Source organism: Ruegeria atlantica (assembly GCF_013032005.1).
Lineage (GTDB): Bacteria > Pseudomonadota > Alphaproteobacteria > Rhodobacterales > Rhodobacteraceae > Ruegeria > Ruegeria atlantica_A.
Genome location: NZ_WQBE01000001.1, coordinates 182,219 through 208,891 on the forward strand (window position 1 = coordinate 182,219; position 26,673 = coordinate 208,891).

The window sequence follows — 26,673 nt, forward strand, 5'->3', positions numbered from 1 at the left end:
GAAGGTTCCATGCAGATAAAAGCCTGACTTAACGTCGGATGGTTGCTAGAAGGTCAGGAAATGGGGCTGTTAGCGATAACGATTGGATCGCCCCTGATTACACATGTCGGAGGAAATTATGCATATACCAGTTCAATGGGGCGTTCTGGGTGCTGCCAAATTCGCGCGGCAATTCATGGCACCGGCGATTCATGCGGCCCACGGCGCGCGTCTGGCCGGGCTGGCCACGTCAGACGCAGCCAAGGCTGAACCGTTTCGGGCCTTTTGTTCTGACTTGGTGGTTTATGACAGTTATGACGCGTTGCTTGCGGACCCTCAGATTGAGGCTGTTTATATTCCTTTGCCCAACCACCTGCATGTGGAATGGAGTCTGAAGGCACTAGAAGCGGGCAAGCATGTACTGTGTGAAAAGCCGATGGCCATGACCGGGGCCGAGTTCGACACCCTGATCAAAAAACGGGATAAGACCGGGCTGCTGGCGGCCGAGGCTTACATGATCGTCCATCATCCGCAGTGGCAATTGGTGCGAAAGTTGATTTCCGATGGGGCCATCGGCAAATTGGTGCATGTGACCGGTGCCTTCAGTTTCGACAATCGCGCGGATACCGGAAACATCCGCAATCGTGCCGAGACCGGCGGTGGCGGGCTGCGCGACATCGGTGTTTATGTGATCGGCGGCGCGCGATTTGCGACGGGGCAGGAGCCGGTACGGGTGGAGTCGGCCATTCGTTGGCAGGACGGGATCGACACCTTCACGGAAATTCGCGCACAATTTCCGGATTTTACCTATTCCGCCTATGTCTCGATCCGCATGCATCCGCATCAAGAGATGGTGTTTCACGGCGAAGGTGGCGTTATTCGCCTGACCGCTCCGTTCAACGCGCGCGTCTTTGGTGAGGCGCGCGTGGAATTGCACCGTCCGGGGCTTGAGGTTCAGGTCACGCGCTTTCCCGGGGATGACCATTACAAGTTGCAGGTCGAGGCGTTTTGCCGATCCGTGCGCGAAGGTGTCAAATACCCATGTCCGCTTGAATTCTCACGCGGGACGCAGGAGATGATCGATCGCGTGCTGGAAGGGGCGGTTTCCCTCTGACTTGCCACGTCGCGTCCGGCTCGGCTAATCTGGCGTGCACCTGATCAGGAGGACGCCATGGCAGGCGGTTGGGCGCGTGACGGCGCAGTGAGTGAACAGATCGAAGCATCCATTTCGGATGAGCTTGCCCGGATGCAGGCGCAAAAACAGCCAGTGGGCGAAAGCCTGACCCATTGCGCCGAATGCGAGGAACCGATCCCCGAGAAACGGCGTTTGGCCTTGCCGGGCGTCAAGCTGTGTCTGGATTGCCAGCAGGAACGGGATGGGGCTTTCAAAGCGCGTTCTGGGATCAATCGGCGTGGCTCTAAAGACAGTCAGTTGAAGTAAGCGGATCCGAAGGATGCCCGACACCAAGCTTTTTCAAAATGGTCTGGTGCTTGGGTTTCTGGCCGCCTTCCTTTGGGGCACACACAGCGTCATCGTGCGCTATCTGACCAGCGATCTGGGAGGGCTGCAAATTGCGGTGACGCGCCTGTTCATTGCTGCGATGGCCATCTATTGCATGCTGCGCTTGATGCGGGTTGCCGTGTCGATCCGTCTGAGCGACTGGAACTTTCGGCTGGCGGTTCTGTCGACGATCGTCAACTACATCCTGTTCCATATCGGCTTGGAATATACCGGTGCGGCCAATGCGATAGTGCTTGAAAATACGGCGCCATTCTTCGTGCTGGTGTTTTTGTACTTCTTTGCCGACACCCCCGTCACACGCACCGATGTTCTGGCCACAGCGTTGGCAATTCTGGGCGTTTTTCTAACAGTTTATCAGGATTTCCAAGGGGGCGGAGACCCCTTGTTCGGCGATCTGCTTGAAATCGGTGCGGGCCTCAGCTGGGCGGTATTTCTGATCTCAAGCAGCCGCGCGATGCGCAATTCGGAATCAACCGCAGAGCGTCTGAATTTCCTCTTCGGGATATTCCTATGTTCTGGCGTTTTGTTGCTGCCGCTGGCCGTGTTTTCGTTGCAAGTTCCGACGGCCAATGACGTGGTCTTCCTGCTCCTGCTGGGGGTGCTTCCGACCGCGCTGGCCTATTACTTGTGGTACGAGGCCGCCGCGCGGGTGTCGACGCTGACAGCGACCTTGATGTTCGCCGCCTCGGTCGTGTTCACTTTCATCAACTCGGCGCTGTTTCTCGGGGCCGCAATCACGCCGATTGCAGCCCTTGGGGCGGTGTTGATCGTAGCCGCCGTGTTCCTGACGACCAAAAGTCAGAAGTGATCAGTTTTCCATCGCTTCCAATTCGTCGATGAAGCCCGAAATCATCGACAAGCCCTTGTCCCAGAATTTCGGATCGCTGGCGTCCAGCCCGAACGGGGCAAGCAGTTCTTTGTGGTGTTTGGACCCACCGGCGCGCAGCATTTCGAAATACTTGTCTTCGAACTCTTCGGACCCGCTTTCGTAAACGGAATAGAGCGCGTTCACCAACCCATCCCCAAACGCATATGCGTAGACATAGAAGGGTGAGTGGACGAAATGCGGGATATAAGCCCAGAAGGTTTCGTACCCGTCCATGAATTCGAATGCGGGGCCAAGGCTTTCAGCCTGAACACTCATCCACAGGGCGTTGATGTCATCCGGGGTCAGTTCGCCTTCACGCCGTGCCGCGTGCAGTTTGCATTCAAAATCATAAAAGGCGATCTGACGGACAACCGTGTTGATCATATCCTCTACCTTACCGGCCAACAGCACCTTGCGCTGCTCGGGCGTTTCTGCCTGGTCCAGCATTTTGCGGAAAGTCAGCATCTCGCCGAATACGCTGGCGGTTTCGGCCAGGGTCAGCGGGGTGGATGACAGCATCTCACCCTGATCTGCGGCCAGAACCTGATGCACGCCATGGCCCAGTTCATGCGCAAGGGTCATCACGTCGCGCGGCTTGCCCAGATAGTTGAGCATGACATAGGGGTGCACCTCGGTGACGGTTGGATGCGCAAATGCGCCCGGTGCCTTGCCCGGTTTTACAGCCGCGTCGATCCAGCCCTTCGAAAAGAACGGTGCCGCGATTTCGCCCATACGCGGGTCGAACGCGTTATAGGCGTCCATCACGGTTTTCTCGGCTTCGTCCCAGCCCACGATGCGGGTGTCTTCCATCGGAAGCGGCGCATTGCGATCCCAGACCTGCATGATGTCCAGACCAAGCCACTTACGCTTCAGTTCGTAGTAGCGGTGGCTGAGCTTGGGGTACGCAGCCACAACAGCCTCGCGCAGGGCCTCGACCACCTCGGGTTCGACATCGTTTGAAAGGTGGCGACCGGTTTGTGCCGTGGGCATATTGCGCCAACGGTCGACGATTTCCTTTTCCTTGGCCTGCGTGTTGTGTACGCGGGCGAAGGTTTTGACGTTGTCCTGAAACACAGCCGCCAATTCGCGTGCCGCCGCCTCACGCTTGGAGCGGTCCTGTTCAGTCAGCAGGTTCAGGGTGCCTTCGATGTTCAGTTCTTCACCATCAACGGTGAAGGTCAGTCCGGCGATGGTTTCATCGAACAGACGTTCCCAAGCGTCACCTACAACGCCCAGATCGTGCAGGAATTTTTCTAGCTCATCAGACAGCTGATAGGGCTTCATCGCGCGAATGCGGCGGAACACGGGCTCGTAACGGGCCAAATCGTCGTTTGCATCAAAACTTGTTTTCAGCGCGTCATCGTCGATGCGGTTGATCTCAAGCGTGAAGAACACCAGCGGCGTGGTGTAAATGGTGATTTTCTCCTGCATATCCGACAGGAATTTGGCGCGCTCAGCATCTGTGGTCAGTTGGTAATAGCGCAGACCGGCAAAGGACATGATGCGGCCCGCGATGGCGTTGATCTTTTCGTTGCGCTGCACGCAGTTCAGCAGGCTTTCGGCATCCAAATCGGCCAGCTTGCCTTCGTAGTCGGCGGCGAAGGACGCGCACTCACCCTCAAGCCATTCCAGATCGCGGTCCAGTTCCGGCGCTTCTTCCGAGCTGTAGAGGTCAGTCAGATCCCATTCCGGCAGGTTGCCAAGATCGCCGGCACCTCCGGCTGCGTTTGCGTCACGGACGGGAAAGGGAAGGTCGCGCATGGATCACCTCGGAATATCTGCTTTGGCAAACATCTAGGCGCGGGCGGCCCGGATCACAAGCCGCCTTTGCGTGAGGTTTTGTTTAGCTGGAAAGAGCAGCCGAGGTCGGTGTGTCCGAATGGGCGGCCAAAAAATGTGCCGTCAGTTGATCGAAGACGGGGCCGCGCACATCCGGTGCCTCCATCAGCACCTCATGTTCGCCATCGGGAATTTCAACCAGTGTGCCGCTGGGCCAGTTGGCCATCCGCGCCCGGATCGCTTTGCGGTCAACGATTTGCTCGTGACTGCCAAGGAAGGTCAGGGCGGGCGTCGCGGGAGCGGTTTGTTCCATCAGCCAGGCGCATTCGTCCAGTGCTTCGCGCAGCCAAATGGTCGAAGGCGCGCCAAGGGCCAGTTCCGGGTGCGCCTCAAGCTGGTCTTTCATCATTTGATACATCGCCGCATCGCGCGTCAGCATGTTGCCTTCGAAGGGTTGTGAGGCGACGTAACTTTCCAGCGACGTGGTCGGAGGCGTTTTCTCACCCAGCCCAATTCGTGGCCCCCAATAGGCCGTCAACCTGCTGAGCGGTTTCATGATCGGTGTGAAAAAGATCCCCCACATCGGGCCGGTAAAGGCGCAGGCTGCAAAAACGTCTCGCTCCAGCACCGCGCGCAGACCAATTGCGCCGCCCATCGAATGGCCGATCACGTACCAGGGTTTGGGCAAATCAAGTTGGGCGGCAAGTTCCAAGGCGGCATGCACGTCTTGTTGATAGTCGGTGAACTGATCGACATGGCCGACCCGGGGATCGTCCAGCAAACGGTCTGCCAACCCCTGACCGCGCCAGTCAACGGCCAGAAAGGCAAACCCACGGTCGATAAATTCAACCGCCGTGTTGCCGTATTTTTCGATGTATTCCGTCCGACCGGGGAACATCATCACCGTGCCGTTTGTTGCACCTTCGTGGTACCAGTGACCCACACGGATACGCGTATCGTCCGCAGTCGTCACCCAATGGGCCGCACCACCGGCAGGTCCGCCGGCCACGTCTTCAAAGAAAGGGGCCGGCGAGAACTTCATCAGGCCAGCACCGAGGCGAGTTTCATGGCAATACCCATGTCTCCATCCACGCTCAGCTTGCCCGACATGAACGCACCGGTGGGGTTCAGGTCGCCGCTGAGGATTTGTTCGAACGTATCCGCATCTGCGCTCAGGGTGACATCTGCGTCGTCATCGCTGACACGTGCGCCGTCCGCGTCCAGTACGATAGCACCCAGATCGGCGATGGCAAATTTGGCCGATGCGTCGAAATCGCCGCCGGACAGCTTTTCGTTCAGCGCGGCTGCGGCTTTTTCAAGAATGTCGCTCATGGTGTTCCTCATTTTGTTTCTGCGCCGTGAATGGACATCCCCGGTCGCAACGCTACACTGAACATTGTTATGGGCATTGCAATCAACAATCTCAAACGTACCGTCACGGCACTTTTTGTCACGGTCATGTTTTCCACCAGTTCGGTGGCACAACAGGCGGATTCGCGTGACGAGGACGCCTTGCTACAGCAATTGGCGCTTTCCACGCCGGAACAGGCGATTGGTATCGACCGTCAACTCAAAGCTCTGTGGTCGCAATCGGGCTCGGCCTCGGCGGATTTGTTGCTGGAACGCGGGCGCGAGGCGCTGGATGACGGGGATGTGTTGACCGCGGTTGAACACCTTACGGCCCTGACCGACCATGCGCCCGGCTTTGCTGAAGGGTGGCACCTGCGTGCCTCGGCGTTTTTTGGAATGGACCGCTTTGGCATGGCCGCCGCTGATCTGGAACACGCGCTGACTCTGAACCCGAACAATTACGAGGCCATTTTCGGGCTTGGCTTGATTTTTGAGGTCATCGAACAGCCCGACAAGGCACTGGATGCGTATGAGCGTGCACTGGCTATACATCCTCATCATGAAGAAGTAACCAATGCGGTGAATCGACTGAAGCCTCAGGTCGAGGGTTCGGCCCTCTAAAGAACCGAGGCAGGGGGCAAAGGTGAGCGGGTCATCCCGAATTGTGGCCGTACTTGGCCCGACCAACACAGGTAAAACCCATTACGCGATCGAGCGGATGCTGGGCTATCGGACCGGAGTGATCGGTCTGCCACTGCGTCTTTTGGCGCGAGAGGTTTATGACAAGATCGTCGCCATTCGCGGCCCGTCTGTCGTGGCACTGGTCACGGGCGAGGAACGGATCGTGCCGCCCCGCGCCCAATATTGGGTCTGCACGGTCGAGGCGATGCCCGAAGGTATGGGCGCAGATTTCGTTGCCATCGACGAAATCCAACTGTGCGCCGATCCAGAACGCGGTCACGTCTTCACCGACCGCCTGCTGCGCGCACGCGGTACGAGCGAAACGCTGTTTCTGGGTTCGGACACCATGCGCGGTTCCATCGCGGCTTTGGTTCCAGAGGCACAGTTTGTTCGGCGCGAGCGGATGTCGCAGCTGGTCTATGCAGGATCCAAAAAAATCAGCCGCATGCCATCGCGCAGCGCAATTGTCGGGTTCTCGGTTGATAATGTCTATGCGATTGCCGAGCTTTTGCGCCGCCAAAAGGGTGGTGCGGCCGTGGTCATGGGCGCCCTCAGCCCGCGCACACGGAACGCGCAGGTCGATTTGTATCAGAATGGCGAGGTCGACTATCTGGTCGCCACCGATGCCATCGGGATGGGGTTGAATCTGGATGTGAACCATGTGGCGTTCTCGTCCCTGAGCAAATTTGACGGACGCAGAATGCGCCCTCTAGCCCCGAACGAACTGGCGCAGATCGCAGGTCGGGCCGGGCGCGGCATGTCGGACGGCACTTTTGGCGTGACCGGTGAGGCCCCACCGCTGGAAGACGGCGTGGCGCAGGCGATCATGGACAGCCGCTTTACGCCGATGAAAAAGCTGAACTGGCGGAATGCTGCTTTGCGATTTGGCTCGATTGACGCACTGATCGACTCGCTTGAGGTCAGCCCGAATGACGAACACCTGGTCAAGGCGCGGCCTGCAGACGATCTGAATGTGCTGAAATCGCTCTCGCAAGTGACCGAGGTTGCCGCCCGTGCCAGTGATGGTCAATCGATCCGTTTGTTGTGGGATGTGTGCCGAATCCCCGATTTTCGCGGCATCAGCCACGCGGAACACGCCAGCCTGCTCGAAGTGATCTATGGCCACTTGCATGAACGCGGTTCGATCCCAGATGATTTCATGGCGCGGCAAATCCGCCGGATCGACAGAACCGACGGAGATATCGATGCTTTGTCTAAAAGGTTGGCATATATTCGCACCTGGACATATGTTGCGCAGCGAAACGGTTGGGTGCATGACGAATCACATTGGCGTGACGAAACACGCACTGTAGAAGACAGGCTGTCAGACGCATTGCATGATCGTTTGACTCAAAGATTTGTGGACCGGCGCACGTCAGTGTTGCTGCGCCGGCTCAAACAGAAGGAGGCCCTTTTGGCCGAAGTAAATGACAAGGGTGAAGTGACCGTCGAAGGCGAATTCGTCGGTCGTCTGGAAGGGTTCCGGTTTATCCCGGACAAAAGCGCGCAAGGAACCGAGGCGAAAGCTTTGAAATCGGCCTCTTTGCAAGCACTCGCGCCGCAATTCCATCTGCGCGCCGATCGCTTCTACAATGCGCCCGATACCGAAATTGATTTTACCGATCAGGGCGGCCTGATGTGGGGCGAATATGCCGTTGGCAAACTGGTTGCCGGGGCTGAACCGCTCAAGCCGATGGTCGAGGTGTTTGTGGATGAGGCCGCAGGCCCAGAGGTTGAGCAGAAAGTGCAGCGCCGTCTGCAGCATTTCATCGACCGTAAAGTGGCCGCGTTGTTCGAACCGTTGCTGAACCTGTCGCGGGACGAGGAACTGTCCGGAGTGGCCAAAGGCTTCGCCTTCCGCATGGTCGAGGCACTGGGCGTGCTGCCGCGTGCAGGCGTCGCGCAAGAGGTCAAGGATCTGGATCAGGACGCCCGCGGCGCGCTACGCAAGCACGGCATCCGGTTCGGTCAGTTCACCATCTTCATGCCGCTGCTGCTGAAACCTGCGCCGACGCGTCTGCGTCTGGTTTTGTGGGCTCTGGCCAATGGGCTGCAGGAATTCCCCGAAGCACCGCCTCCGGGTCTTGTCACCGTACCGGTCGCGAAGGATGCACCCGAAGGGTACGACACCATGTGTGGCTACCGCGATGCGGGCGAGCGCTCGATCCGGATCGACATGCTGGAACGTCTGGCCGACATGTTGCGCGCCGAAGACAGCCGTGGCGGGTTTGAAGCCAAGCCCGACATGCTGTCGATCACCGGTATGACGCTGGAACAGTTCGCTGACCTTATGCAGGGGCTGGGCTATAAAGCCGAGCGTGGCGAGCGTGAAAAGGTGAAAGCGGCACCTGCCGAAACTCCTGAGACCAATGCGGTCGAGCAACCCGCTGTCGAAGAATCCCCGGCACCAGAATCGGCAACCGAAGAGGTCGCCACCCCCGCCGAGGCGCCAGCCGAGGCCACCGACAGCACCGAGGCGGCAGCCGAGGCTCCGGCAACGGATGAACCCGAGGTCGAGGTGTTCTATACGTTCACTTGGGGTCGTCAGCGTCAGGCCAACCGTGGCCCGCGTCGTGAACAGAGGCAGGGGCAGGGCAAAGGCAAGCCGCGCGGTAAACCGCAGGATGGTCGCGGCAAACCGCAGGGCAAGAAGGGTGGCAAGCCGCAAGGGGCCAAGACCTTCTCCTCCCGACCGCCCAAGAAAGAAAAGGCGATCGACCCCGATAACCCGTTTGCAGCTGCGCTCATGGGTTTGAAAGACGGTAACTAAACGCCGATGGCTGAGGCCAAGCTGCGGATCGACAAATGGCTTTGGCAGGCGCGGTTCTTCAAGACCCGCAGCCTGGCCACTAAACAGGTCAGCGGCGGCCATGTTCGGTTGAACGGAAACCGGGTTCTGAAACCAGCGCAAGCTGTAGAACCCGGTGATGTTCTGACCTTCCCGCAAGGGCGAGTTGTACGCGTCGTTCGCGTGGAAAAGCTGGGCGAACGACGCGGCCCTGCACCCGAAGCGCAAACACTGTACTTCGATATGACCGAAAAGAAGGACGCGCCGCCCGGAAACCCCGGATTCGAAGGAAAAGGTCGTCCAACCAAGAAAGATCGGCGCGCGCTTGATCTTTCTCGTACCACTAGGGGCTGATCCGCCCTTGAAGACAGTATAATACTGGATTAGCTAAACGCCCAAACCGCAAACGGGATTCCCACTATGACCTATGTTGTCACCGAAAACTGCATTGGCTGCAAATACACCGACTGCGTCGAAGTATGCCCGGTGGATTGTTTCTACGAAGGTGAGAACACTTTGGTCATTCATCCCGATGAATGCATCGACTGCGGCGTGTGTGAGCCCGAGTGCCCCGCTGACGCCATTCGCCCTGACACTGAGCCGGGGATGGACCAGTGGGTGGAATTCAACCGGAAATACTCGGAACAATGGCCGGTGATCGTGACCAAGAAAGACCCGCTGCCCGAGGCCGAAGAGCGCGACGGCGAAGAGGGTAAAATGGAGAAGTATTTCTCGGAAGCGCCCGGCGAAGGCGGCTAAGCGATTCGCTCTCTGAACTTGTCGGTTCAGGTGTAGAAACAAGTTGCAACGCTTTGAAACTTATAAGGTTTCACGGCCATTTTTGGGCGTGCCCTTTCAGATGTCGTAATTTTGTGATATAATCGAAAGCTGAATGATGAATGAGATGGGGATGTACTCCGTAAGTATGTGTGCTTTGGAGTTCTGATTTTTTGACAAACAAGCCACCTGACGGGGCCGAAATGGCACCGGCTAGGCTGTTTTGTTGTCCGCATCTTACTCTATAACCAAGGATGAACCTGTATGTCTAAGTCGAAAAAGCTTGAGTTCCGCCCGAATGACTATGTTGTCTACCCTGCGCATGGCGTGGGTCAGATTATCTCGATCGAAGAGCAGGAAGTCGCGGGATATTCGCTTGAGCTGTTCGTTATCTCCTTTGAAAAAGACAAAATGACCCTGCGGGTGCCGACCAACAAAGTCACCGAGTCCGGCTTGCGGTCACTCAGTTCGCCCGATGTCATCAGCCAGGCGATGAAGACGCTCAAGGGCAAGGCCAAGGTGAAACGCGCCATGTGGTCGCGCCGGGCGCAGGAATATGAACAAAAAATCAACTCGGGCGATCTGATTTCGATTGCCGAAGTGGTGCGCGACTTGCACCGCACAGACGATCAGCGCGAGCAGAGCTATTCCGAGCGTCAGCTGTACGAAGCCGCGCTAGAGCGTCTGACCCGCGAAGTGGCCGCTGTGTCCGGCGCCGGTGAGGTTTCGGCCGCCAAGCAAGTTGATGAGGTGCTGACCTCGCGCGCTGCTGCCGCCTGATATCTGGCAATTCTGAAATTGGGGCCGCTCCTGAAAAGGGGGCGGCCTTTTTTGTGTCTTGTCTTGGTGAAATCCGCTTTTGCCGCTAATTTTCCAGTAGTCAGAGGCGGATACATGACCAGGATAAAGCAAACCGTTAAGTTTCTGTACATCGCGCATGACCCGATTTCGGTCTGGTTCCGCTATGGCTTGATCCTGTTTGACGCCGCGTCGATCGTGTTCTTCGTGTCCACGGCGAATGTGCCGCATGGGCCGGGGATCACGCTTGCCAGTCTGTGCGTCGGGTTTCTCATCTTGCTGGATTTTTTGGCCCGGTTATGGATTTCGAAAGACCGCTGGAAACTTCTGTGCAAGATTTACACACTGGCCGATATCGTCGTGATCGCCTCGCTGCTGCTTGAGCCGTTCTTGCCCGGAAACTTGGCCTTCGTGCGAATATTGCGCGCGTTGCGCCTGATCCATTCCTATCACTTGCTGCGGGATTTGCGGCGTGACAGTCAGTTTTTCCGAACGCATGAGGATGCCGTCATCGCGGCGATCAATCTGCTTGTATTCGTATTCGCGACCTCAACGGCGGTTCTGGTGTTCTTCATTCCTGATAGCAGCCCGCATGCCTATATTGATGCGCTTTATTTCACCATGGCGACGCTGACGACGACAGGGTTCGGCGACATCACCTTGGCGACACCGGCAGGCAAGTTGTTCTCAGTTTTCATAATGGTTGTGGGTGTGGCGCTGTTCGTGCGTCTGGCGCAGGCCGTTTTCATGCCGCAGAAAGTGCGCCACAAGTGCCCCAGCTGTGGCCTTTATCGGCATGATCCTGACGCGGTACATTGCAAGCACTGCGGCGAAACGCTGCGTATCGAAACCGGTGGTACGGCCTAAAGCGCGGCTACGACCGCGGTCATGAATGTCAGTTCTGCCAATTGCTGCGAAGCCCCTAGGATATCACCGGTCTGACCACCGATTTTGGCCTTTGCGACCCCGGCGAGCACCGCAACAACCAGCGCAGCGACGAAAGTTGGTGGAATGGCCGCAGCGCCCATCAAAAGTACCGCGCCTAGCAAAGCCAATCCAAAACCCGATGCAACCGTCACACCTCGCGGCCCTCCGACCGAGTGGCTCAGACCACTATTGCGCGCATTTGGCAGGGCATTCATCAGAACCGGCATAACCGCGCGGGACAAGATGCAGGCCGCAAGGATTGCGGCATAGTTGCTTGCCGTTAACAGGGTTGCAATCAAAGCGACGCGTATCAACTGCGTGAAGATCAGAGCCAGAACACCATAGGCGCCAATATGGCTGTCCTTCATGATTTCTAATCGGCGCTCCTGGGTGAACCCACCCCAAAGTCCGTCTACGGTATCGGCCAAACCATCTTCGTGCATCGCACCGGTGGTCATGATCAGAACCGCAACCAGGAAAACCGCGCTGACCATAGCGGGTAAATTCAAAGCCATCGTGGCCCAACCAACCGCGCAAGCCAGCAGCCCTATAGTCAAACCGACCACGGGAAACGCCCAGGCGGCGCTGGCCTGCCGTGCAAAGGTGTTTTCCGGTAGCCGCGGCAGCGGTAGGCGGGTCAGCAAGACCAGCGCTAGTGGTATATCCCACACGGAAAACAGCTTGGTGTCGTTTTTATGCACTCCCGCGCCTTTCGGGGTCTTGTTGGATCGGACGCTTCGGTTAAACACACAGGACCACTCTGATGCAACGAGGCTTTGGATGCTGCCCGAACTTAATGACCTGAAAACACTCCGCGACGCCCTGAGTCAGGCGCCGGGTTCGAATGATGCCGCATTGCAGGGCGCGGCTGACCGGAACGGACAGCTCACCAAACCGCCCGGCGCGCTGGGGCGGCTTGAGGAATTGGCGATCTGGTATGCCGGTTGGCGTGGCGATGCCCGCCCGCAAATCTTGGCACCGCAGGTTATCGTGTTTGCAGGAAATCACGGGGTGACGGCGCAGGGTGTGTCGGCTTTTCCACCAGATGTGACCGTGCAGATGGTCATGAACTTTGAACATGGCGGTGCGGCAATCAACCAATTGGCCAAGGCCGCAGGGGCCACCATGGATGTGCATGCATTGGAATTGGACCGGCCAACGGCGGATTTCACCGCAGGCCCGGCGATGTCCGAGGAAGACCTGTTGTCCGCCTTGCGCGCCGGTTGGACAGCTGTTGACCCCAAGTCCGACCTGCTAGTCGTCGGAGAGATGGGGATCGGCAACACAACCCCGGCTGCTGCAATCGCGTGCGCTCTGTTCGGGGGAGAAGCCTCGGACTGGACAGGGCGTGGCACCGGTGTGGATGACGCCGGGTTGGCGAACAAAACCCGCGTGGTGGCCGAGGGCGTGGCCTTGCACGCTGCATCGGGTGACGGGCTTGAGATCCTACGCCGTCTGGGCGGGCGTGAGATTGCGGCCATGGCTGGAGCGATCGCAGCAGCCCGTGTTCTGTGTATTCCGGTCATTTTGGATGGCTTCATCTGCTCGGCTGCGGCGGCCTGTCTGGCCGATGTGTCTGCCGGGGCTTTGGATCACGCCGTAGCTGGCCATCAAAGTGCCGAGGGCGCACACGGTGCGGTATTAGAGAAGCTGGGCAAACAGCCACTGTTGAACCTTGGGCTGCGCCTGGGCGAAGGGTCGGGCGGTGCGCTGGCGATCAATATCCTCAAAAGCGCGGTTGCCTGTCATTCAGGTATGGCAACCTTTGCTGAAGCCGGCGTGTCCGGCGGCTGAACCGGACGGTTTGATCCGCCAAAAAGGATCAGGCCGATTTCTGAGCGTGTTTCTCAGCCAGTTCCAGCAGTTCGGTTTCCAGGTCTTTCTCGAATTGCTGGGCGCGCTCGATGTATTTCTTGTTTTCCGCCGTCGGCATGCCGGGAATCCAAAGCTCGGCCAGATCCCGGATCGAGGCTCGGTCGTGATGATAAAAGGTCTGCTCGGCTTGTGCGGCCTCATATTCGCTGAGGCCGATATTCTCGAGCACATAGCGACCGGCGCGCAGTGAGCTGTCAAACATCTCGCGCACGATATCATTCGCGCCCGCCTGGTACAGTTCATACACATGGGTGCGGTCATGCGCGCGCGCGATGATGTGCAGATCCGGGCGTTGGCGACGTGCAAAGCTGACCAGACGGGTCACAGTCTTGCGGTCGTCCATTGCAGCAACCAGAACGGCGGCTTTATCAAGCCCCGCTGCACGCAACAACTCGGGCCGTGTCGGATCGCCCAAGAAGCCTTTGACGCCAAAGCGGCGCATAAGTTGAATGGTCTCGATATCATGATCCAGAACGATGGTCTTGAACCCACTGGCCCGCACCAACCGGTTCACGATCTGACCAAAACGTCCAATGCCCGCGATGATCACCGGGCCTTTTTCGTCGATCTCGTCAGGTTCGACCTGCGGGGTATTCTCCCTGATCCGACGGGACAGAAGGTCGTAGATGATGAACAACAGCGGAGTGATCAGCATGGTCAGGGCGATAATCATCAGCAGTTTCTGCGACAAATCAGGTGGGATTACGTTCTGCTGCGTGGAAAAGGCCAGCAGGACAAATCCGAACTCACCCGCCTGCGCCAGACCCAGCGTGAATAGCCAATGATCGCGCCCGCGCAGCTTGAAGGCGCGCCCGACCAAATACAGGATGGCCCCCTTTGTCAGAATGACCAGCAGCGCCAGTCCGATCAGCTCAAGCGGGTCGTTGAAGAAATAGGCGACGTCAATTCCGGCACCAACAGTGATGAAGAACAGGCCTAGGAACAAACCCTTAAAGGGCTCAAGGTCGCTTTCCATTTCGTGCCGAAATTCCGAGCTGGCCAGAACAACGCCTGCCAGGAAAGCGCCCAGGGCGGGGGACAGACCAACAAGGGTCATCAAGAAGGATATCCCAACGACGATCATCAGGGCCAGCGCAGTATACATCTCGCGCAGGCGGGTGGCGTGGATGAAACGGAACAGGGGGCGCGTCAGGTAGACGCCGGCAAGGATCACAAACGCGATGGCACCAAGGGTGACCAGCGTGACGGCCCAACCGGGCAGGCCCTCGACCAGAGATAAGCTGTGATGCGCCGTGTCGTGCAAGTCCTTCGCGCCGCGGTCAATCGATCCGTCGCTTTCGATATGTGGCATGGCTGGCAGCGCCAACAGCGGCAGCAAGGCCAGAATGGGGATCACTGCGATATCCTGCGTCAGCAGCACGGAAAACGTGGCGCGGCCTCCGTTCGTCTGCATCAACCCTTTTTCGGACAGGGTCTGTAGCACAATCGCCGTCGAGGATAGCGATAGGGTCAGACCAACGGCCAACGCCACTGACCATGGGTGGTTCGCATAAATAGCAACAGCAGCAATGGCGGCAGTTGACAGACCGACCTGCAAGCCGCCTAGCCCCAAAAGTCTGTCGCGCATGTCCCAAAGCGCGCGCGGCTCAAGCTCCAGTCCGATCAGGAACAGCATCATAACTACGCCGAACTCGGCCACATGCTGCAGGCTTTCTGTTTCCGCACCAACCAGCCCGAATATGGGTCCGATGACGATCCCGGCGGCCAGATATCCCAACACCGACCCCAATCCCAGACGCGCCGATAACGGCACTGCGATCACGGCAGCTGCCAGATAGATCGAAGCCTGATAGAGGAAGTCGTCCATGTCGGTCCTTTCGGTCGGGTCAGGTGGGCAACGGGGCGTCGCGTTTGAGTTGGTCCATCACGATTTGGCTTTGAACCCGCGCCACGGCAGGATGCGGCAGGATCACCTGGTGAAGCAAGCGGTTGAGCGCGGCTAGATCGTCGCAATAGACATGCAGCAGGTAATCTGCCTCACCTGTCATCGTCCAGGCGCTGGTGATCTCAGGCCGCGTGTCCACCATGCGTGCAAAGCTTTGCGATTGTTCGGGGCCGTGGGTGCCCAGATGTACTTGAACGAATCCCTGAACATGCAGCCCAAGTTTCAGCGGGTCCAGTCGCGCCGCGTATCCGGTGATGTATCCTTCGGCCTCCAGCCGTTGCCGCCGCCGCCCGGCCTGACTGGGCGACAGGTTCAGCATCTCACCCAGTTGATGTGCAGTCAGATGGGCATCCACCTGCAAAGCGGATAACAGGCGCATATCGGTGGAATCCAACATATGCGGAAAATCTCCAAAATTTCGCGCAAACATGCGGAATTTGCGCACTCTTGCCTATTTTACACGAAAACTATGCGCAGAAACAGCGCCAGTTAAGGCATATTTTGGAATCAGCAAAGAAATTCCTGTTTTAAGGAGACGCGCCATGGGTCCTTTCCCCCACAACGCCCCGAAATCTGTGATCAGCAAAGAAAATCCGGTCGGTACGGACGGGTTTGAATTTGTAGAGTTCGCCCACCCCGATCCGCAGGAGTTGCGCGACCTGTTTGCCAGAATGGGTTATGAAAAAGTTGGCCACCACAAGGACAAGCCTACGGTCGAGCTGTGGCAGCAAGGTGACGTGACCTATATCCTCAACGCTGACTCTGAAAGTTTTGCGGCCCGCTTTGCTGCAGAACATGGCCCCTGTGCTTCTGCGATGGGCTGGCGCGTTGTGGACGCGCAAAAAGCTTATGAACACGCTGTGGCCAAAGGTGCAGAACCCTATGATGCGGCGGACAAGGTCATGAATGTTCCGGCGATCAAGGGGATCGGTGGCTCGCTGATCTATTTCATCGATCAGTACCACGACACTTCGCCTTATAACCAAGAGTTCACCTGGACCACACAGTCCAAGCCGCGTGGCGATGGTTTCTATTACCTCGATCATCTGACGCACAACGTCTATCGCGGGAATATGGATAAGTGGTTCGAATTCTACGAAACTCTGTTCAACTTCCGCGAAATCCGATTTTTTGACATTCAGGGCAAATTTACCGGCCTATTCAGCCGCGCCCTGACGTCGCCTTGTGGACGCATTCGCATTCCGATCAACGAAGATCGGGGCGAAACCGGGCAGATCGTGTCCTATCTCAACAAGTATAAAGGTGAGGGGATCCAGCATATCGCAGTGGGCAGCGAAGATATCTATGCCTCGACCGACGCGATTGCCGAGAAGGGTTTGAAATTCATGCCTGGCCCGAACAAATCCTATTACGAGATGTCCAAGGAACGGGTTGCCGACCACGACGAGCCGTTGGACCGTATGATGAAGCACGGCATTCTGATTGACGGCGAAGGTGTTCTGGATGGCGGCGAGACCAGAATCTTGCTGCAAATCTTCTCGAAAACCGTGATCGGCCCGATCTTTTTCGAGTTCATTCAGCGAAAGGGCGACGATGGGTTTGGCGAGGGAAACTTTCAGGCCCTATTCGAATCTATCGAACGCGAACAGATCGAAAGCGGCGAAATTTCAGCGGCTTGAGTTCGTGTGTTAAAGCATAATGCGGGCGTTCGCGTCCGCGTTAGCTGCGCGGCATCTTCAGCGTCAGGTTCCTGCCTTTTTTCTGATAGCGCAATTCGCTGTCACCAATTGCGATGACCTTGCCGCCGTCCACCCTGTCACCGACCTTCAGCTTCTTATAACGACCGCTAGGCAGCCGCACCAGCGCGCGGCGGTTGGCGGGTGTTCCATAAACCCCGATCAGGTTCAGTTTGCGCAAGTTTAGCGCGTTGTCGATTGTCGCCTGACGCGCGACCGAAGCGGCAGACGGAATCTTTGGAGCAACGGCTTTGGGTTGGAATGACCCGGCCTCGACCTGACCGATGGCCGCCGTTGACCCCAGATTGGCGGTTTGCGTCCCGGTAGGTGGTGCAAGACCTGCCGGGCGGGATTTTGGTCGCGGCACGCGCACCACCGCCAGCGCTGTGGGGGTATAGTCAATCTGGGGCTGTTGTTGCAGTGAGGCAGGGCGCAGTTTGGGGCGCCGTCCCGCCAGTTCTTCACGTGTTCGTCCGCCCAGCTGCTGACGTTCGAACTGTTCGATCAGATCGCTGGGGCGGGGCTTTGGGCGCAGCCCGGCCAACCTGTCAGGAGTTTCCTCAAGTGTGGGTTCCTCTTCGAACCGGACAGGTGGCTCGGGTGGTGTCTTCGAAGGACGCCCGAGATAGACGACAATACCGTCCGGGTTCAGCGTCCCCTCAGCGCTGGGTGTGACCAGGCCGCGATCATCAAGCTCGAACTGGGCGCCGGCGGTGCTAGCCAGTGCAACCTGTTCAAAGGGTTCATCTGTGTCAAAGCTTTGTGCCGCGGGCAGGGCAACGGCGTCAGTCGACAGGTTGGAGTTGTCGACCGAAACCAGATACGGCTCATCCTGGGGGGGGAAAGCCGGGGGTAACAGGGGATCGGGCGCGATGATCTCAAGGCCGGGTTGGGCTGATGTTGCTTGGATCACAGGGTCGCGGGCAACCTCTTCCACGATTGTCGGGGCGATGTTCAACGCCTCGAGAATGGCTGTGTCCGTGGGCGAAAGATCGGGTTGAATATTCTCGTTTTGGGCAGGTGCGTCCTGTTCAGAAAGGGTGGCGTCGGTATCAAGCTCAGCCGTTTCGGCAGGTGGCACTCCGGGCGTGGTCGGGTTCTCGGTTTCGACACTGGCCTGAGGGGTGGGTGCGGGCAGGGCGTCTTCTACCTGTGCCGTTTCCGGTTCGGCTGTTTGTGACTCGTCGTTTGATCCGATCAGCGCCCATGCGCCCAACACTGCCGCTATCCCCAGTGCGGCCGCGACTGGAACAACGTATTTTTTTGTAAATACCTCAGTGGGTATTTTGGTGGGGGCGGAGGCCGCCGGCGCAGATCGGAACACATCCGGGGCTGCTTCTGCGGCGATGGGATGTACATTTGGTTCTGCTGCGTCCGATTGAACCTCATCTTTGACCTCGGTCGCAAAGGGTACAGTTTCTGAAGCCCCAAACAATGGCTCAGAAGGGAAAGAACTGGCGTCGGTATCTGTAGTGAAATGAACCGGTATGAAACCGTGTTCGGTTGCAAAGTCGCGTGCCTCATCCAGTGTTTGTTGCGTCACGGCGGCGACATAGGTGGTGGGGCCGACGGTCGTGGTGTCAAAAACTAAGTCTTCGACTGTATATGGCGTAGCCTCGGCCAGCTTTTCCTTTGCGTCTTCTCCAAAGGGTTGATTGTCAGTGTCCACCGACAAAAAACGCACCTGCTCGGTCGGGATTATGACCTTGCACCGTAGGTTGTTTTCCAAAGCAAATGCTTTTTCCCGCAGGGCGTGAAGTTGCGCATTCAGGTCCGGCGCGTCCAATGCAACCTTACCAATGCAAAACCAATCATCATCGGATTGGTGGTGCACAGATATTCCGGTTGCAGAAAAAGACAGCGCAAAGGCGGGTTTCATATTCCCGAGGAACCATAATTGTCAGCATCGATGCAAACGACTTTTCGTCCGCAGGCTGACATTAAAGCAGGATCTCGCCGAGGGAAAGAAAAAGCCAGCGCTTCCCCTTGTCTGATAAACCCTGGCGGCCCCATCTTGGTACAGAAGATATTGGAGGGAAGACCTTGAAGAAAATCGCTTTTCTGGCCGCAATGCTGGCCGTGACAGCCGCAGGTATGGCCCATGCGGAAGAACGTCGCATCTTGGTAGATGCAACCGGCACCGTTCAGGCTGCACCGGATATGGCAACCATCACATTGGGTGTCACCAACGAGGATCCGCAGGCGTCAAATGCGATGCAGGCGACATCTGATGCGGTGGCGCAGATTCTGAAACGGCTTGAGGATATGGGCGTCGAATCCCGCGACGTTCAAACCCGCGATCTGTCGTTGTCGCCGGTTTGGTCCGGGCGCAACAATCAAAGTGGCGAGCGGCCCGAGATTTCCGGCTTTGTGGCATCGAACAATGTGCAGGTCCGTGTCCGTGACCTGACACAGTTGGGCACGATCATGGATGGGGTCATTCAGGACGGTGCGAATGATTTCGGTGGGCTCAGCTTTGGTGTGCAGGACCCCGCACCGCTGCAGGCGCAGGCGCGAGCTAAAGCTGTTGCCGAAGCAACTGCAAAGGCGGAACAACTGGCACAGGCGGCCAATGTAACTCTGGGTCAGGTTCAGCAGATCAGCGAGCGGGTCGGAGGAATCAACCCCGCACCGCAGATGCGTGCGATGGCTATGGCCGAAGGGGGCGGTGTGCCTGTCGCGGGGGGTGAGATTTCAGTTTCGGTCAACGTGTCGATGGAATTCGGGATGGCCGAGTGATCCTTTGCTTTGACTGCGGGCCTGCAGCGATTGCCGCTGTTGGCCCGTCTGGTCGAAATTGTCTGGCGAAAGCCAATCCTCAAACGCGGTCTTAATCCGCGGCCATTCACTGTCGAGGATCGAATACCAGGCCGTATCCCGGTTCCGACCTTTGTAGTGGGTGGCCTGCCGAAAGATGCCTTCGAATGTAAAACCCAATCGTTCAGCCGAACGGCAGGAAGCAGCATTCAGGGCATCGCATTTCCACTCATAGCGGCGATAGCCCAACTCGTCGAAGACGCGGCGCATCATCAGATACATGGTCTCGGTCGATTTCGGGCTGCGCTGCAGCAGGGGTGAAAAGTGAATGTGGCCGACCTCGATCACACCTGCCGCGGGTTCGATCCGCAAAAATGAAGCCATGCCAATCGGCGTTTCGTCTTCGTCTAAGACCGTGTGGAACATCGGATCGGCATCCATGCATGTGGCGCGGGTCCAATCCTCGAAATCCTGCTCCCTGTCGAAGGGACCGTAGGGCAGATAGGTCCAGTTGTGCCCATCCGCGTCGTTGGCAAACGCCCGGTAAAGTCCGGGCGCATGCCGGTTCACGTCCAGCGGCACGACGGAACAATACTGACCTGCCATCGGTGTATAGGGCGGCGTGGGACGCGGGAATTCGCCCGAAACCGGCAGACCGATTGGTTGACCCAGTTCGTTGGTATCGTGGCCGCTCATGACTCAGGCCGTTGCCTTGGCCAGCGCCTGATCCAGATCGGCGATCAGGTCGTCTGCGTCTTCGATGCCGATAGAGACGCGGACTACGCCGGGGCCTGCACCTGCGGCCTCTTGCTGTTCAGGCGTCAACTGACGGTGGGTGGTCGAGGCTGAGTGAATGATCAGCGACCGCGCATCGCCAAGGTTGGCGACATGGCTGAAAATCTCAAGCGCGTTCACCAGTTTGACACAGGCGTCATAACCACCCTTGACCGCAAAGGTGAACAATGCGCCGGCACCCTTTTTATAGTGTGCTTTCACCCGGTCATGATAGGGCGAGGAGGGCAGACCCGCATAGGTCACATAGTCCACGCGGTCGTCTGCTTCGAGCCAGGCAGCGATCTTTTGGGCGTTTTCCACGTGGCGTTCCATCCGAAGGGATAGGGTTTCAACCCCCATCAGCGTGTAATGCGCGGCTTGCGGGTTCATGGTCATGCCCAGATCGCGCAGGCCAATGGCGATACCGTGAAAGGTAAAAGCCAGCGGGCCAAAGGTCTCGTGGAACTTCAGTCCGTGATAGGCTTGTTCCGGTTCGCTGAGCGAAGGGAACTTGTCATTCGCCGACCAGTCGAACTTGCCCGAATCCACGATACAGCCGCCGGTGACCGTGCCATTGCCGGTCAGGTACTTGGTCGTCGAATGCACAACCAGCGTCGCGCCCTGTTCGATGGGGCGGCATAGGTAAGGTGTGGCCGAGGTGTTGTCGACGATCAGGGGGATACCTGCTGCGTCAGCGATATCCGCCATGGCCTGAATGTCGGTCACATACCCACCCGGATTGGCAATTGATTCACAGAATATCGCCCGGGTGTTTTCGTCGATGGCATTCTTTACGGCATCCAGATCATCGGTGTCGACAAACTTGGCCGACCAGCCAAAGCGTTTGATCGTCTGGCTGAATTGCGTGACCGTGCCGCCGTAAAGGCGCGTCGAGGACACCACGTTGCAGCCCGGTCCCATCAGCGGGAACAGCGCCATGATCTGTGCCGCATGACCAGAAGAACAGCAGACTGCGCCCACTCCGCCTTCCAGTGTGGCGATACGTTCTTGCAATACGGCCACAGTAGGGTTGGTCAGGCGGGAATAGATGAAGCCAACCTCTTGCAAGTTGAACAGCGCCGCCGCGTGATCGGCATCGCGAAACACATAAGCTGTTGTTTGATAAATCGGAGTCTGACGCGCGCCCGTTGCCGGATCGGGCCGTGCGCCCGCGTGAATCTGAAGTGTGTCAAAACCGTAGGTAGGGCCGTCAGACATCGCTAAAATCTCCTGTTGGAATGTTTGTTGCTGAATCTCTAGGCGATTGAGCGCGCGTGCACAACAATCCTGTCAGCGCATCCACAGGCCCTTGTTCTTGATTGTATTGCGAATGACCTGTTCGCGCTGGGGCAGGTTATCACGGTCGAACAGGTCCCGGATCTTGTGGCCCTTACGCTGCAAAACCAGCTTTTTGATCGGGTCATATCCCTTGAGAACCTTCTTGACCCGGTTGGGGGCCACGACGGTTTCAAGCACCTCAATCACATGGTCGCTTTCGCGGGCATAGAGCAGGGGGAACAGACGATAGTGGCAGCTGACCGATCCATCCAGCAGGCCCGGGGGCAGGGTATCCCGCCCGCCACCGAAGGAATGGACAACCAACGGCAGCGCGGCCTGATCCAGCCATGGGTCAAGGTTCTGCCCGGCCAGTTCGGGGATATTCCCATCCCGGATCGTGCGGGCAAAGTCCAGAAAACGCGTGCCGAACTTGCGCGGGCAGGAATAATAGAAATAGCCCGCGTTGAAGTACAAATACCGCCGCCAGTAATTCTCGGGCTGGCTGGTATCCAATGAGCTTTCGAAGTCCAGTTCGAACCGGTGATAGAGGGCGCTCCAGATACCATCGAAACCAGGGCCATACAGGGTGGGTTTGGGCCACGTCCCTTCGACCTTTTGTGAGGCACCAGGTCGGTCAAAATCAAACGGTACCGAAGCCAGATCTCCGGTGATCAGCGTATCGCTGTCAAAGAACACGAAAGGCTCGCCTTCTGGCAGCGCCAGCAATGCCTCGATCTTGTTGCCGTGGGGATAGCTGTTGCCGAAGACATGGTTGTCGAATGGCAGGATTTCCGCATCCAGTTGCCGCAACGCTTTCAGAACGTCCTCGTTCCGGATGCTTGGGTCTTGCGGCCAGCGCTGGCCGGGCTGTGGGACCGCCACAAACAGCCGACCCTCGAAATTCGGTGAGCTATGGCGCAGAGAGGCGGCAAACAGCAGTGCCTCATACTGTAGCCGGTTGTTTTGCCCGATGATGACGATGTTGAACTTCGGGTGGGTGGCCTGCATCGAATGACTTTCAGGTATCTGGCCGTTGACCGGCGCTGCTCGGGTTGAGTTTGACCTACATTACGCAGCTGGCTCCGTCAAAACCAGATGCCGGAAAAACCGGAATACGTGGCTGCAGTCTGCCCTGCGCAATCGGTCTTTGGGCACAACAGGAGTATCGAATGCCAATAAAACAGGCGATTTCCTCAGTAAAACGGGCGGAATTTTCCGGTTTTTTGATTTTTTGATGATTTTCTAAATTTTACCAATTGATAAAAAATCAGATTGTGGCAAGCTGAGAACATAACGAACATATCTACAGGGAGTAGAGCGATGGCACAGGGCCAGATTGCCCCCGGCATTGTCTCCGGGCGGCTTTCCAGCGATGAGCTGACATCGAATTTCACGGACTTGCACCCGCCATTGGCCAAGCACGAGGCCGCAGTGGCCGCAGATCGGTGCTATTTCTGTTATGACGCGCCATGTGTGACGGCCTGTCCGACGGATATCGATATTCCGTTGTTCATGCGTCAGATTCAGGCAGGGCAACCTGAGGCGGCGGGTGAAACCATTCTGGCACAAAACATTCTGGGCGGCATGTGCGCCCGTGTCTGTCCGACCGAGACATTGTGCGAAGAGGCCTGCGTACGTGAAACGGCCGAAGGGGCCCCGGTCGAGATTGGCCGCCTTCAGCGGTATGCGACGGACAGCGTGATGGTTTCCGGGGATCACCCGTTTGAACGCGCCGCGTCAACTGGCAAGACTGTTGCTGTGATCGGGGCAGGGCCTGCTGGTCTGGCCTGCGCGCACCGCCTGGCGATGTTTGGGCATGACGTGGTGATCCACGAGGGCAAACCCAAGCCGGGCGGTCTGAACGAATATGGCATCGCTGCTTATAAGTCGACCAATGACTTTGCGCAGGCCGAGGTGGACTGGCTGCTAAAGATCGGCGGTATCACGATCGAGACCGGCTCGGTTCTGGGTGAGGGTATCTCGCTGGACGGTCTGGTCGAAAATTACGACGCTGTCTTTTTGTCCATCGGTTTGGCCGGCGTGAACGCCCTGCGCGCACAAGGGGCTGATCTGGATGGCGTGCGCTTTGCCGTCGATTTCATCTCGGATGTGCGCCAGGCTTCTGATCTGGCGCATTTGCCGGTTGGTCGCAACGTCGTGGTGATCGGTGGCGGAATGACGGCCGTTGACGCCGCAGTGAAATCAAAACTGCTGGGGGCCGAGCATGTCACTATCGCTTATCGGCGTGGCCGCGATGCGATGGGGGCCAGCCGATATGAACAGGACCTCGCCTCATCCCACGGCGTCAAGATCATGACCAACGTGCAACCCGTTGCCGTTCATGGAAACGGTGCAGCGGCAGAGATTGAGCTGGAGTACACATCCAGCCATGACGGCCAGCTGTCGGGGACCGGAGAAATCATCCGCGTGCCCGCCGATCAGGTCCTCAAGGCGATTGGCCAGACGCTGGATGGCGCACCGGATGGATTGACGCTGGACGGCAACAAGATCGCTGTTACCGGCGCTGGGCGTACCTCGATGGATGGCGTCTGGGCCGGGGGCGATTGCTCAGCTGGTGGCGAAGACCTGACCGTAACCGCCGTGGCCGAAGGCCGCGATGCGGCGATGGACATCCACGCAACGCTTGTTTCGTGATAGGATGGGGCATTCACCCCATCCCATTCGCTGCTGAGGTATTCTCATGTCCCAGATCGAAAAAGCTGTTGCACAACACTATACCACTGGCGCCCTCACAGAGCGTATGCGTGAGGCGCTTAAGGCAAGTGGCATTGACCCAAACGCGGCCACGGTTGCAGACCTCAAGGCTGGTGATGAGTTCCACACAGGCGGGGTTCTGGCAACGGACAACCTGTTTGCCCAGCTTTCGCCGACCCATGCGACCCGTGTGCTGGATGTCGGGAGCGGCATCGGCGGGACGTCGCGCTACATCGTGGATCGCTATGACTCGACAGTGACCGGGGTCGACCTGACGCCTGAATTTGTCGAAACGGCCACTGCATTGAGTGAACTTGTCGGGCATTCCGACAAAACAAGTTTTCTGGTGGGTAGCGCACTGGATATGCCCGTGCCCGATGCGGGTTTTGATCTTGCCGTTATGATGCACGTTGGGATGAACATCGAAGACAAGGCGGGTCTTTTTGCAGAAGTGTCGCGCGCTCTGGCCTGGGATGGTTCCTTTGCCCTGTTTGATGTGATGGGAGGGGACGTGGACGAACCGCTGGCCTTTCCTCTGCCCTGGTCAACTGTTGCCGAGACCTCATTTGTAGATATGCCGGAGGTTTACAAGAACGCGGCGGCCTCGGCGGGTCTTGAGCTGGTAGCCGAGACAGACCGGACCGAGTTCGCGCTTGCTTTTTTCGAAGAAGTTTTCGCGCGCATCGCCGAGAGCGGCCCGCCCCCATTGGGCATCCACCTTATGATGGGCGAGACGGCGCCCGAAAAGTTTCAAAACTACGTCATGAACCTCAAGGCTGGGCGCATTCGCCCGACCGAAATGATATTCAAGAAATCCGGCTGAGCCGGGAAGGGAGTAGCTATGGCCGATCTGACAACAAACTTTCTGGGGATTTCCAGCCCCAACCCATACTGGTTGGCCTCGGCGCCACCGACGGATAAGGAATATAACGTCCGCCGTGCTTTTGAGGCCGGATGGGGCGGAGTTGTGTGGAAAACGCTCGGGGCCGAGGGGCCTCCGGTCGTAAACGTCAACGGGCCGCGCTACGGCGCGATTTATGGCGCTGATCGTCGGCTTTTGGGCCTGAACAACATCGAACTGATCACCGATCGCCCGCTTGAGGTGAACCTTGAAGAAATGGCGCGGGTCAAGGCAGATTACCCGGACCGTGCGCTGATCGCTTCGATCATGGTGCCGTGCGAAGAAGAGGCATGGAAAGCCATCTTGCCGCGTGTGGCAGAAACCGGCGCAGACGGGATCGAGTTGAACTTCGGTTGCCCGCATGGGATGAGCGAGCGCGGTATGGGCTCGGCCGTGGGGCAGGTGCCGGAATATATCGAAATGGTGACCCGCTGGTGTAAGCAGTACTACGACCGACCAGTTATCGTAAAGTTGACGCCGAACATCACCGATATCCGCAAGCCAGCTGAGGCGGCTAGAAATGGCGGCGCGGACGCGGTGTCGTTGATCAACACGATCAACTCGATCACCAGCGTCAATCTGGACACATTCAGCCCCGAGCCGTCGATTGATGGCAAGGGCAGCCACGGCGGGTATTGTGGCCCGGCGGTAAAGCCGATTGCCTTGTCGATGGTGTCCGAAATTGCCCGTGCCCAAGCCACGCAAGGCCTGCCGATATCCGGTATCGGTGGCGTGACCACGTGGCGCGATGCGGCTGAATTCATGGCGTTGGGATGTGGTACCGTGCAGGTGTGTACCGCCGCAATGACCTATGGGTTCAAGATTATCGACGAACTGACTGCCGGACTGTCCAAGTGGATGGATGAAAAGGGCTATACAGACGTATCGCAAGTCGTAGGTCTTGCTGTGCCGAATGTGACCGACTGGCAGTATCTGAACCTGAACTACGTTGCCAAGGCCAAGATCGACCAGGATCAGTGCATCAAATGCGGTCGCTGCTATGCTGCGTGTGAAGACACCAGCCATCAGGCGATTTCAATGTCCGAAGATCGGGTTTTTGAGGTCATGGATGACGAATGCGTCGCCTGTAATCTGTGCGTGGATGTCTGCCCGGTGGACGGGTGTATCTCAATGGAGCCGATGGCAGCCGGTGAGGTCGATCCGCGTACCGGAGATGAAGTGCAGCCTGGCTATGCCAACTGGACGACGCATCCTAATAATCCAATGGCGAAAGCGGCCGAGTAGATTGGTTAACTGAAACAAAGAAAAGGGGCTAGTATAGGCCAGCCCTTTTCAAATGG

25 protein-coding genes are annotated in these 26,673 nt (G+C 57.8%); 15 read left to right on the forward strand and 10 right to left on the reverse strand.

Going from position 1 to position 26,673, the window contains the following annotated elements; genetic code table 11:
* The first annotated feature begins 118 nt into the window (after window positions 1–118).
* Genes GOX21_RS00920 through GOX21_RS00930 form a run of 3 tightly spaced genes read left to right on the forward strand, consistent with a single transcriptional unit; the run spans window position 119 to window position 2,309 of the window.
* Complete coding sequence (locus GOX21_RS00920; protein WP_170374864.1) at window positions 119–1,093, forward strand: Gfo/Idh/MocA family protein; 975 nt, start codon at window positions 119–121, stop codon at window positions 1,091–1,093.
* Between the two features lie 57 nt (window positions 1,094–1,150).
* Window positions 1,151–1,420, forward strand: a complete 270-nt coding sequence (locus GOX21_RS00925; protein ID WP_170348374.1) for a DksA/TraR family C4-type zinc finger protein — start codon at window positions 1,151–1,153, stop codon at window positions 1,418–1,420.
* Between the two features lie 13 nt (window positions 1,421–1,433).
* A complete protein-coding gene (locus GOX21_RS00930) occupies window positions 1,434–2,309 on the forward strand; it encodes a DMT family transporter (protein ID WP_170374866.1) in 876 nt (291 codons plus the stop codon).
* On the opposite strand, the gene GOX21_RS00935 is transcribed toward GOX21_RS00930, so the two are convergent.
* The 3 genes from GOX21_RS00935 to GOX21_RS00945 all read right to left on the reverse strand — a co-directional run bounded on the left by GOX21_RS00935 (window position 2,310) and on the right by GOX21_RS00945 (window position 5,480).
* Window positions 2,310–4,130: a M3 family oligoendopeptidase gene (locus GOX21_RS00935; RefSeq protein WP_170374867.1), complete on the reverse strand. Its 1,821-nt coding sequence runs from the start codon at window positions 4,128–4,130 to the stop codon at window positions 2,310–2,312.
* Window positions 4,131–4,212: 82 nt separating this feature from the next.
* The gene (locus GOX21_RS00940) at window positions 4,213–5,190 is read right to left on the reverse strand and encodes an alpha/beta fold hydrolase (protein ID WP_170374869.1); all 978 of its coding nucleotides are present in this window, start codon (window positions 5,188–5,190) and stop codon (window positions 4,213–4,215) included.
* Entirely contained in the window at window positions 5,190–5,480 is a 291-nt protein-coding gene (locus GOX21_RS00945) for an SCP2 sterol-binding domain-containing protein (RefSeq protein WP_058280950.1), read from the reverse strand. The genes GOX21_RS00940 and GOX21_RS00945 overlap by 1 nt, the downstream gene beginning before the upstream one ends.
* A gap of 30 nt (window positions 5,481–5,510) precedes the next feature.
* On the opposite strand from GOX21_RS00945, the gene GOX21_RS00950 reads away from it, so the two are divergent.
* From GOX21_RS00950 to GOX21_RS00975, 6 genes are all read left to right on the forward strand, one after another.
* Window positions 5,511–6,119 carry a tetratricopeptide repeat protein gene (locus tag GOX21_RS00950; protein WP_170374871.1) on the forward strand — a complete coding sequence of 203 codons (609 nt, stop codon included), beginning with the start codon at window positions 5,511–5,513 and terminating at the stop codon, window positions 6,117–6,119.
* A 22-nt stretch (window positions 6,120–6,141) separates the two neighbouring features.
* The gene (locus GOX21_RS00955) at window positions 6,142–8,949 is read left to right on the forward strand and encodes a helicase-related protein (RefSeq protein ID WP_170374873.1); all 2,808 of its coding nucleotides are present in this window, start codon (window positions 6,142–6,144) and stop codon (window positions 8,947–8,949) included.
* A gap of 6 nt (window positions 8,950–8,955) precedes the next feature.
* Window positions 8,956–9,321 carry an RNA-binding S4 domain-containing protein gene (locus GOX21_RS00960; RefSeq protein WP_170374875.1) on the forward strand — a complete coding sequence of 122 codons (366 nt, stop codon included), beginning with the start codon at window positions 8,956–8,958 and terminating at the stop codon, window positions 9,319–9,321.
* A gap of 66 nt (window positions 9,322–9,387) precedes the next feature.
* Window positions 9,388–9,726, forward strand: coding sequence for a ferredoxin FdxA (fdxA, locus tag GOX21_RS00965; protein WP_170348381.1), 339 nt, complete (start codon window positions 9,388–9,390; stop codon window positions 9,724–9,726).
* A gap of 282 nt (window positions 9,727–10,008) precedes the next feature.
* Window positions 10,009–10,524 carry a CarD family transcriptional regulator gene (locus GOX21_RS00970; RefSeq protein ID WP_170348382.1) on the forward strand — a complete coding sequence of 172 codons (516 nt, stop codon included), beginning with the start codon at window positions 10,009–10,011 and terminating at the stop codon, window positions 10,522–10,524.
* Window positions 10,525–10,638: 114 nt separating this feature from the next.
* Window positions 10,639–11,409, forward strand: coding sequence for a potassium channel family protein (locus GOX21_RS00975; protein WP_170348383.1), 771 nt, complete (start codon window positions 10,639–10,641; stop codon window positions 11,407–11,409).
* Here GOX21_RS00975 and cobS read toward each other — a convergent pair.
* Complete coding sequence (gene cobS / locus GOX21_RS00980) at window positions 11,406–12,170, reverse strand: adenosylcobinamide-GDP ribazoletransferase (protein ID WP_170374877.1); 765 nt, start codon at window positions 12,168–12,170, stop codon at window positions 11,406–11,408. The genes GOX21_RS00975 and cobS overlap by 4 nt on opposite strands.
* Window positions 12,171–12,249: 79 nt before the next feature.
* Between cobS and cobT the strand changes: the two genes are divergently transcribed.
* Window positions 12,250–13,263 (forward strand): nicotinate-nucleotide--dimethylbenzimidazole phosphoribosyltransferase, encoded by a 1,014-nt coding sequence (gene cobT / locus GOX21_RS00985; RefSeq protein WP_170374879.1) that lies wholly within the window; start codon window positions 12,250–12,252, stop codon window positions 13,261–13,263.
* Window positions 13,264–13,291: 28 nt separating this feature from the next.
* Here the strand turns inward: cobT and GOX21_RS00990 are convergent, their stop codons facing one another.
* Both GOX21_RS00990 and GOX21_RS00995 read right to left on the reverse strand, forming a co-directional pair.
* Window positions 13,292–15,172, reverse strand: coding sequence for a monovalent cation:proton antiporter-2 (CPA2) family protein (locus GOX21_RS00990; RefSeq protein WP_170348386.1), 1,881 nt, complete (start codon window positions 15,170–15,172; stop codon window positions 13,292–13,294).
* 19 nt (window positions 15,173–15,191) lie between these two features.
* Window positions 15,192–15,647, reverse strand: coding sequence for an Lrp/AsnC family transcriptional regulator (locus GOX21_RS00995; RefSeq protein ID WP_058281113.1), 456 nt, complete (start codon window positions 15,645–15,647; stop codon window positions 15,192–15,194).
* A 145-nt stretch (window positions 15,648–15,792) separates the two neighbouring features.
* On the opposite strand from GOX21_RS00995, the gene hppD reads away from it, so the two are divergent.
* Window positions 15,793–16,890, forward strand: coding sequence for a 4-hydroxyphenylpyruvate dioxygenase (hppD, locus tag GOX21_RS01000; protein WP_170374882.1), 1,098 nt, complete (start codon window positions 15,793–15,795; stop codon window positions 16,888–16,890).
* Between the two features lie 40 nt (window positions 16,891–16,930).
* On the opposite strand, the gene GOX21_RS01005 is transcribed toward hppD, so the two are convergent.
* A complete protein-coding gene (locus GOX21_RS01005; protein ID WP_368039973.1) occupies window positions 16,931–18,781 on the reverse strand; it encodes a hypothetical protein in 1,851 nt (616 codons plus the stop codon).
* A gap of 209 nt (window positions 18,782–18,990) precedes the next feature.
* On the opposite strand from GOX21_RS01005, the gene GOX21_RS01010 reads away from it, so the two are divergent.
* Complete coding sequence (locus tag GOX21_RS01010; protein WP_170374886.1) at window positions 18,991–19,686, forward strand: SIMPL domain-containing protein; 696 nt, start codon at window positions 18,991–18,993, stop codon at window positions 19,684–19,686.
* Here GOX21_RS01010 and GOX21_RS01015 read toward each other — a convergent pair.
* From GOX21_RS01015 to GOX21_RS01025, 3 genes are all read right to left on the reverse strand, one after another.
* Window positions 19,642–20,400, reverse strand: a complete 759-nt coding sequence (locus GOX21_RS01015; RefSeq protein WP_170374888.1) for a GNAT family N-acetyltransferase — start codon at window positions 20,398–20,400, stop codon at window positions 19,642–19,644. The two genes, GOX21_RS01010 and GOX21_RS01015, sit on opposite strands and share 45 nt — an antisense overlap.
* Window positions 20,401–20,403: 3 nt before the next feature.
* Complete coding sequence (locus GOX21_RS01020; RefSeq protein ID WP_170357970.1) at window positions 20,404–21,696, reverse strand: O-acetylhomoserine aminocarboxypropyltransferase/cysteine synthase family protein; 1,293 nt, start codon at window positions 21,694–21,696, stop codon at window positions 20,404–20,406.
* Between the two features lie 72 nt (window positions 21,697–21,768).
* Window positions 21,769–22,764, reverse strand: coding sequence for a hypothetical protein (locus tag GOX21_RS01025; RefSeq protein ID WP_170374890.1), 996 nt, complete (start codon window positions 22,762–22,764; stop codon window positions 21,769–21,771).
* A 312-nt stretch (window positions 22,765–23,076) separates the two neighbouring features.
* Here GOX21_RS01025 and GOX21_RS01030 point away from each other — a divergent pair, with 312 nt between their 5' ends.
* Genes GOX21_RS01030 through preA form a run of 3 tightly spaced genes read left to right on the forward strand, consistent with a single transcriptional unit; the run spans window position 23,077 to window position 26,617 of the window.
* On the forward strand, window positions 23,077–24,411 hold the full coding sequence (locus tag GOX21_RS01030; protein WP_170374892.1) for an NAD(P)-dependent oxidoreductase: 1,335 nt from the start codon (window positions 23,077–23,079) through the stop codon (window positions 24,409–24,411).
* A 46-nt stretch (window positions 24,412–24,457) separates the two neighbouring features.
* Window positions 24,458–25,294 carry a methyltransferase domain-containing protein gene (locus GOX21_RS01035; RefSeq protein WP_170357977.1) on the forward strand — a complete coding sequence of 279 codons (837 nt, stop codon included), beginning with the start codon at window positions 24,458–24,460 and terminating at the stop codon, window positions 25,292–25,294.
* Between the two features lie 18 nt (window positions 25,295–25,312).
* Entirely contained in the window at window positions 25,313–26,617 is a 1,305-nt protein-coding gene (preA, locus tag GOX21_RS01040; protein ID WP_170357979.1) for an NAD-dependent dihydropyrimidine dehydrogenase subunit PreA, read from the forward strand.
* Window positions 26,618–26,673 lie beyond the last annotated feature (56 nt).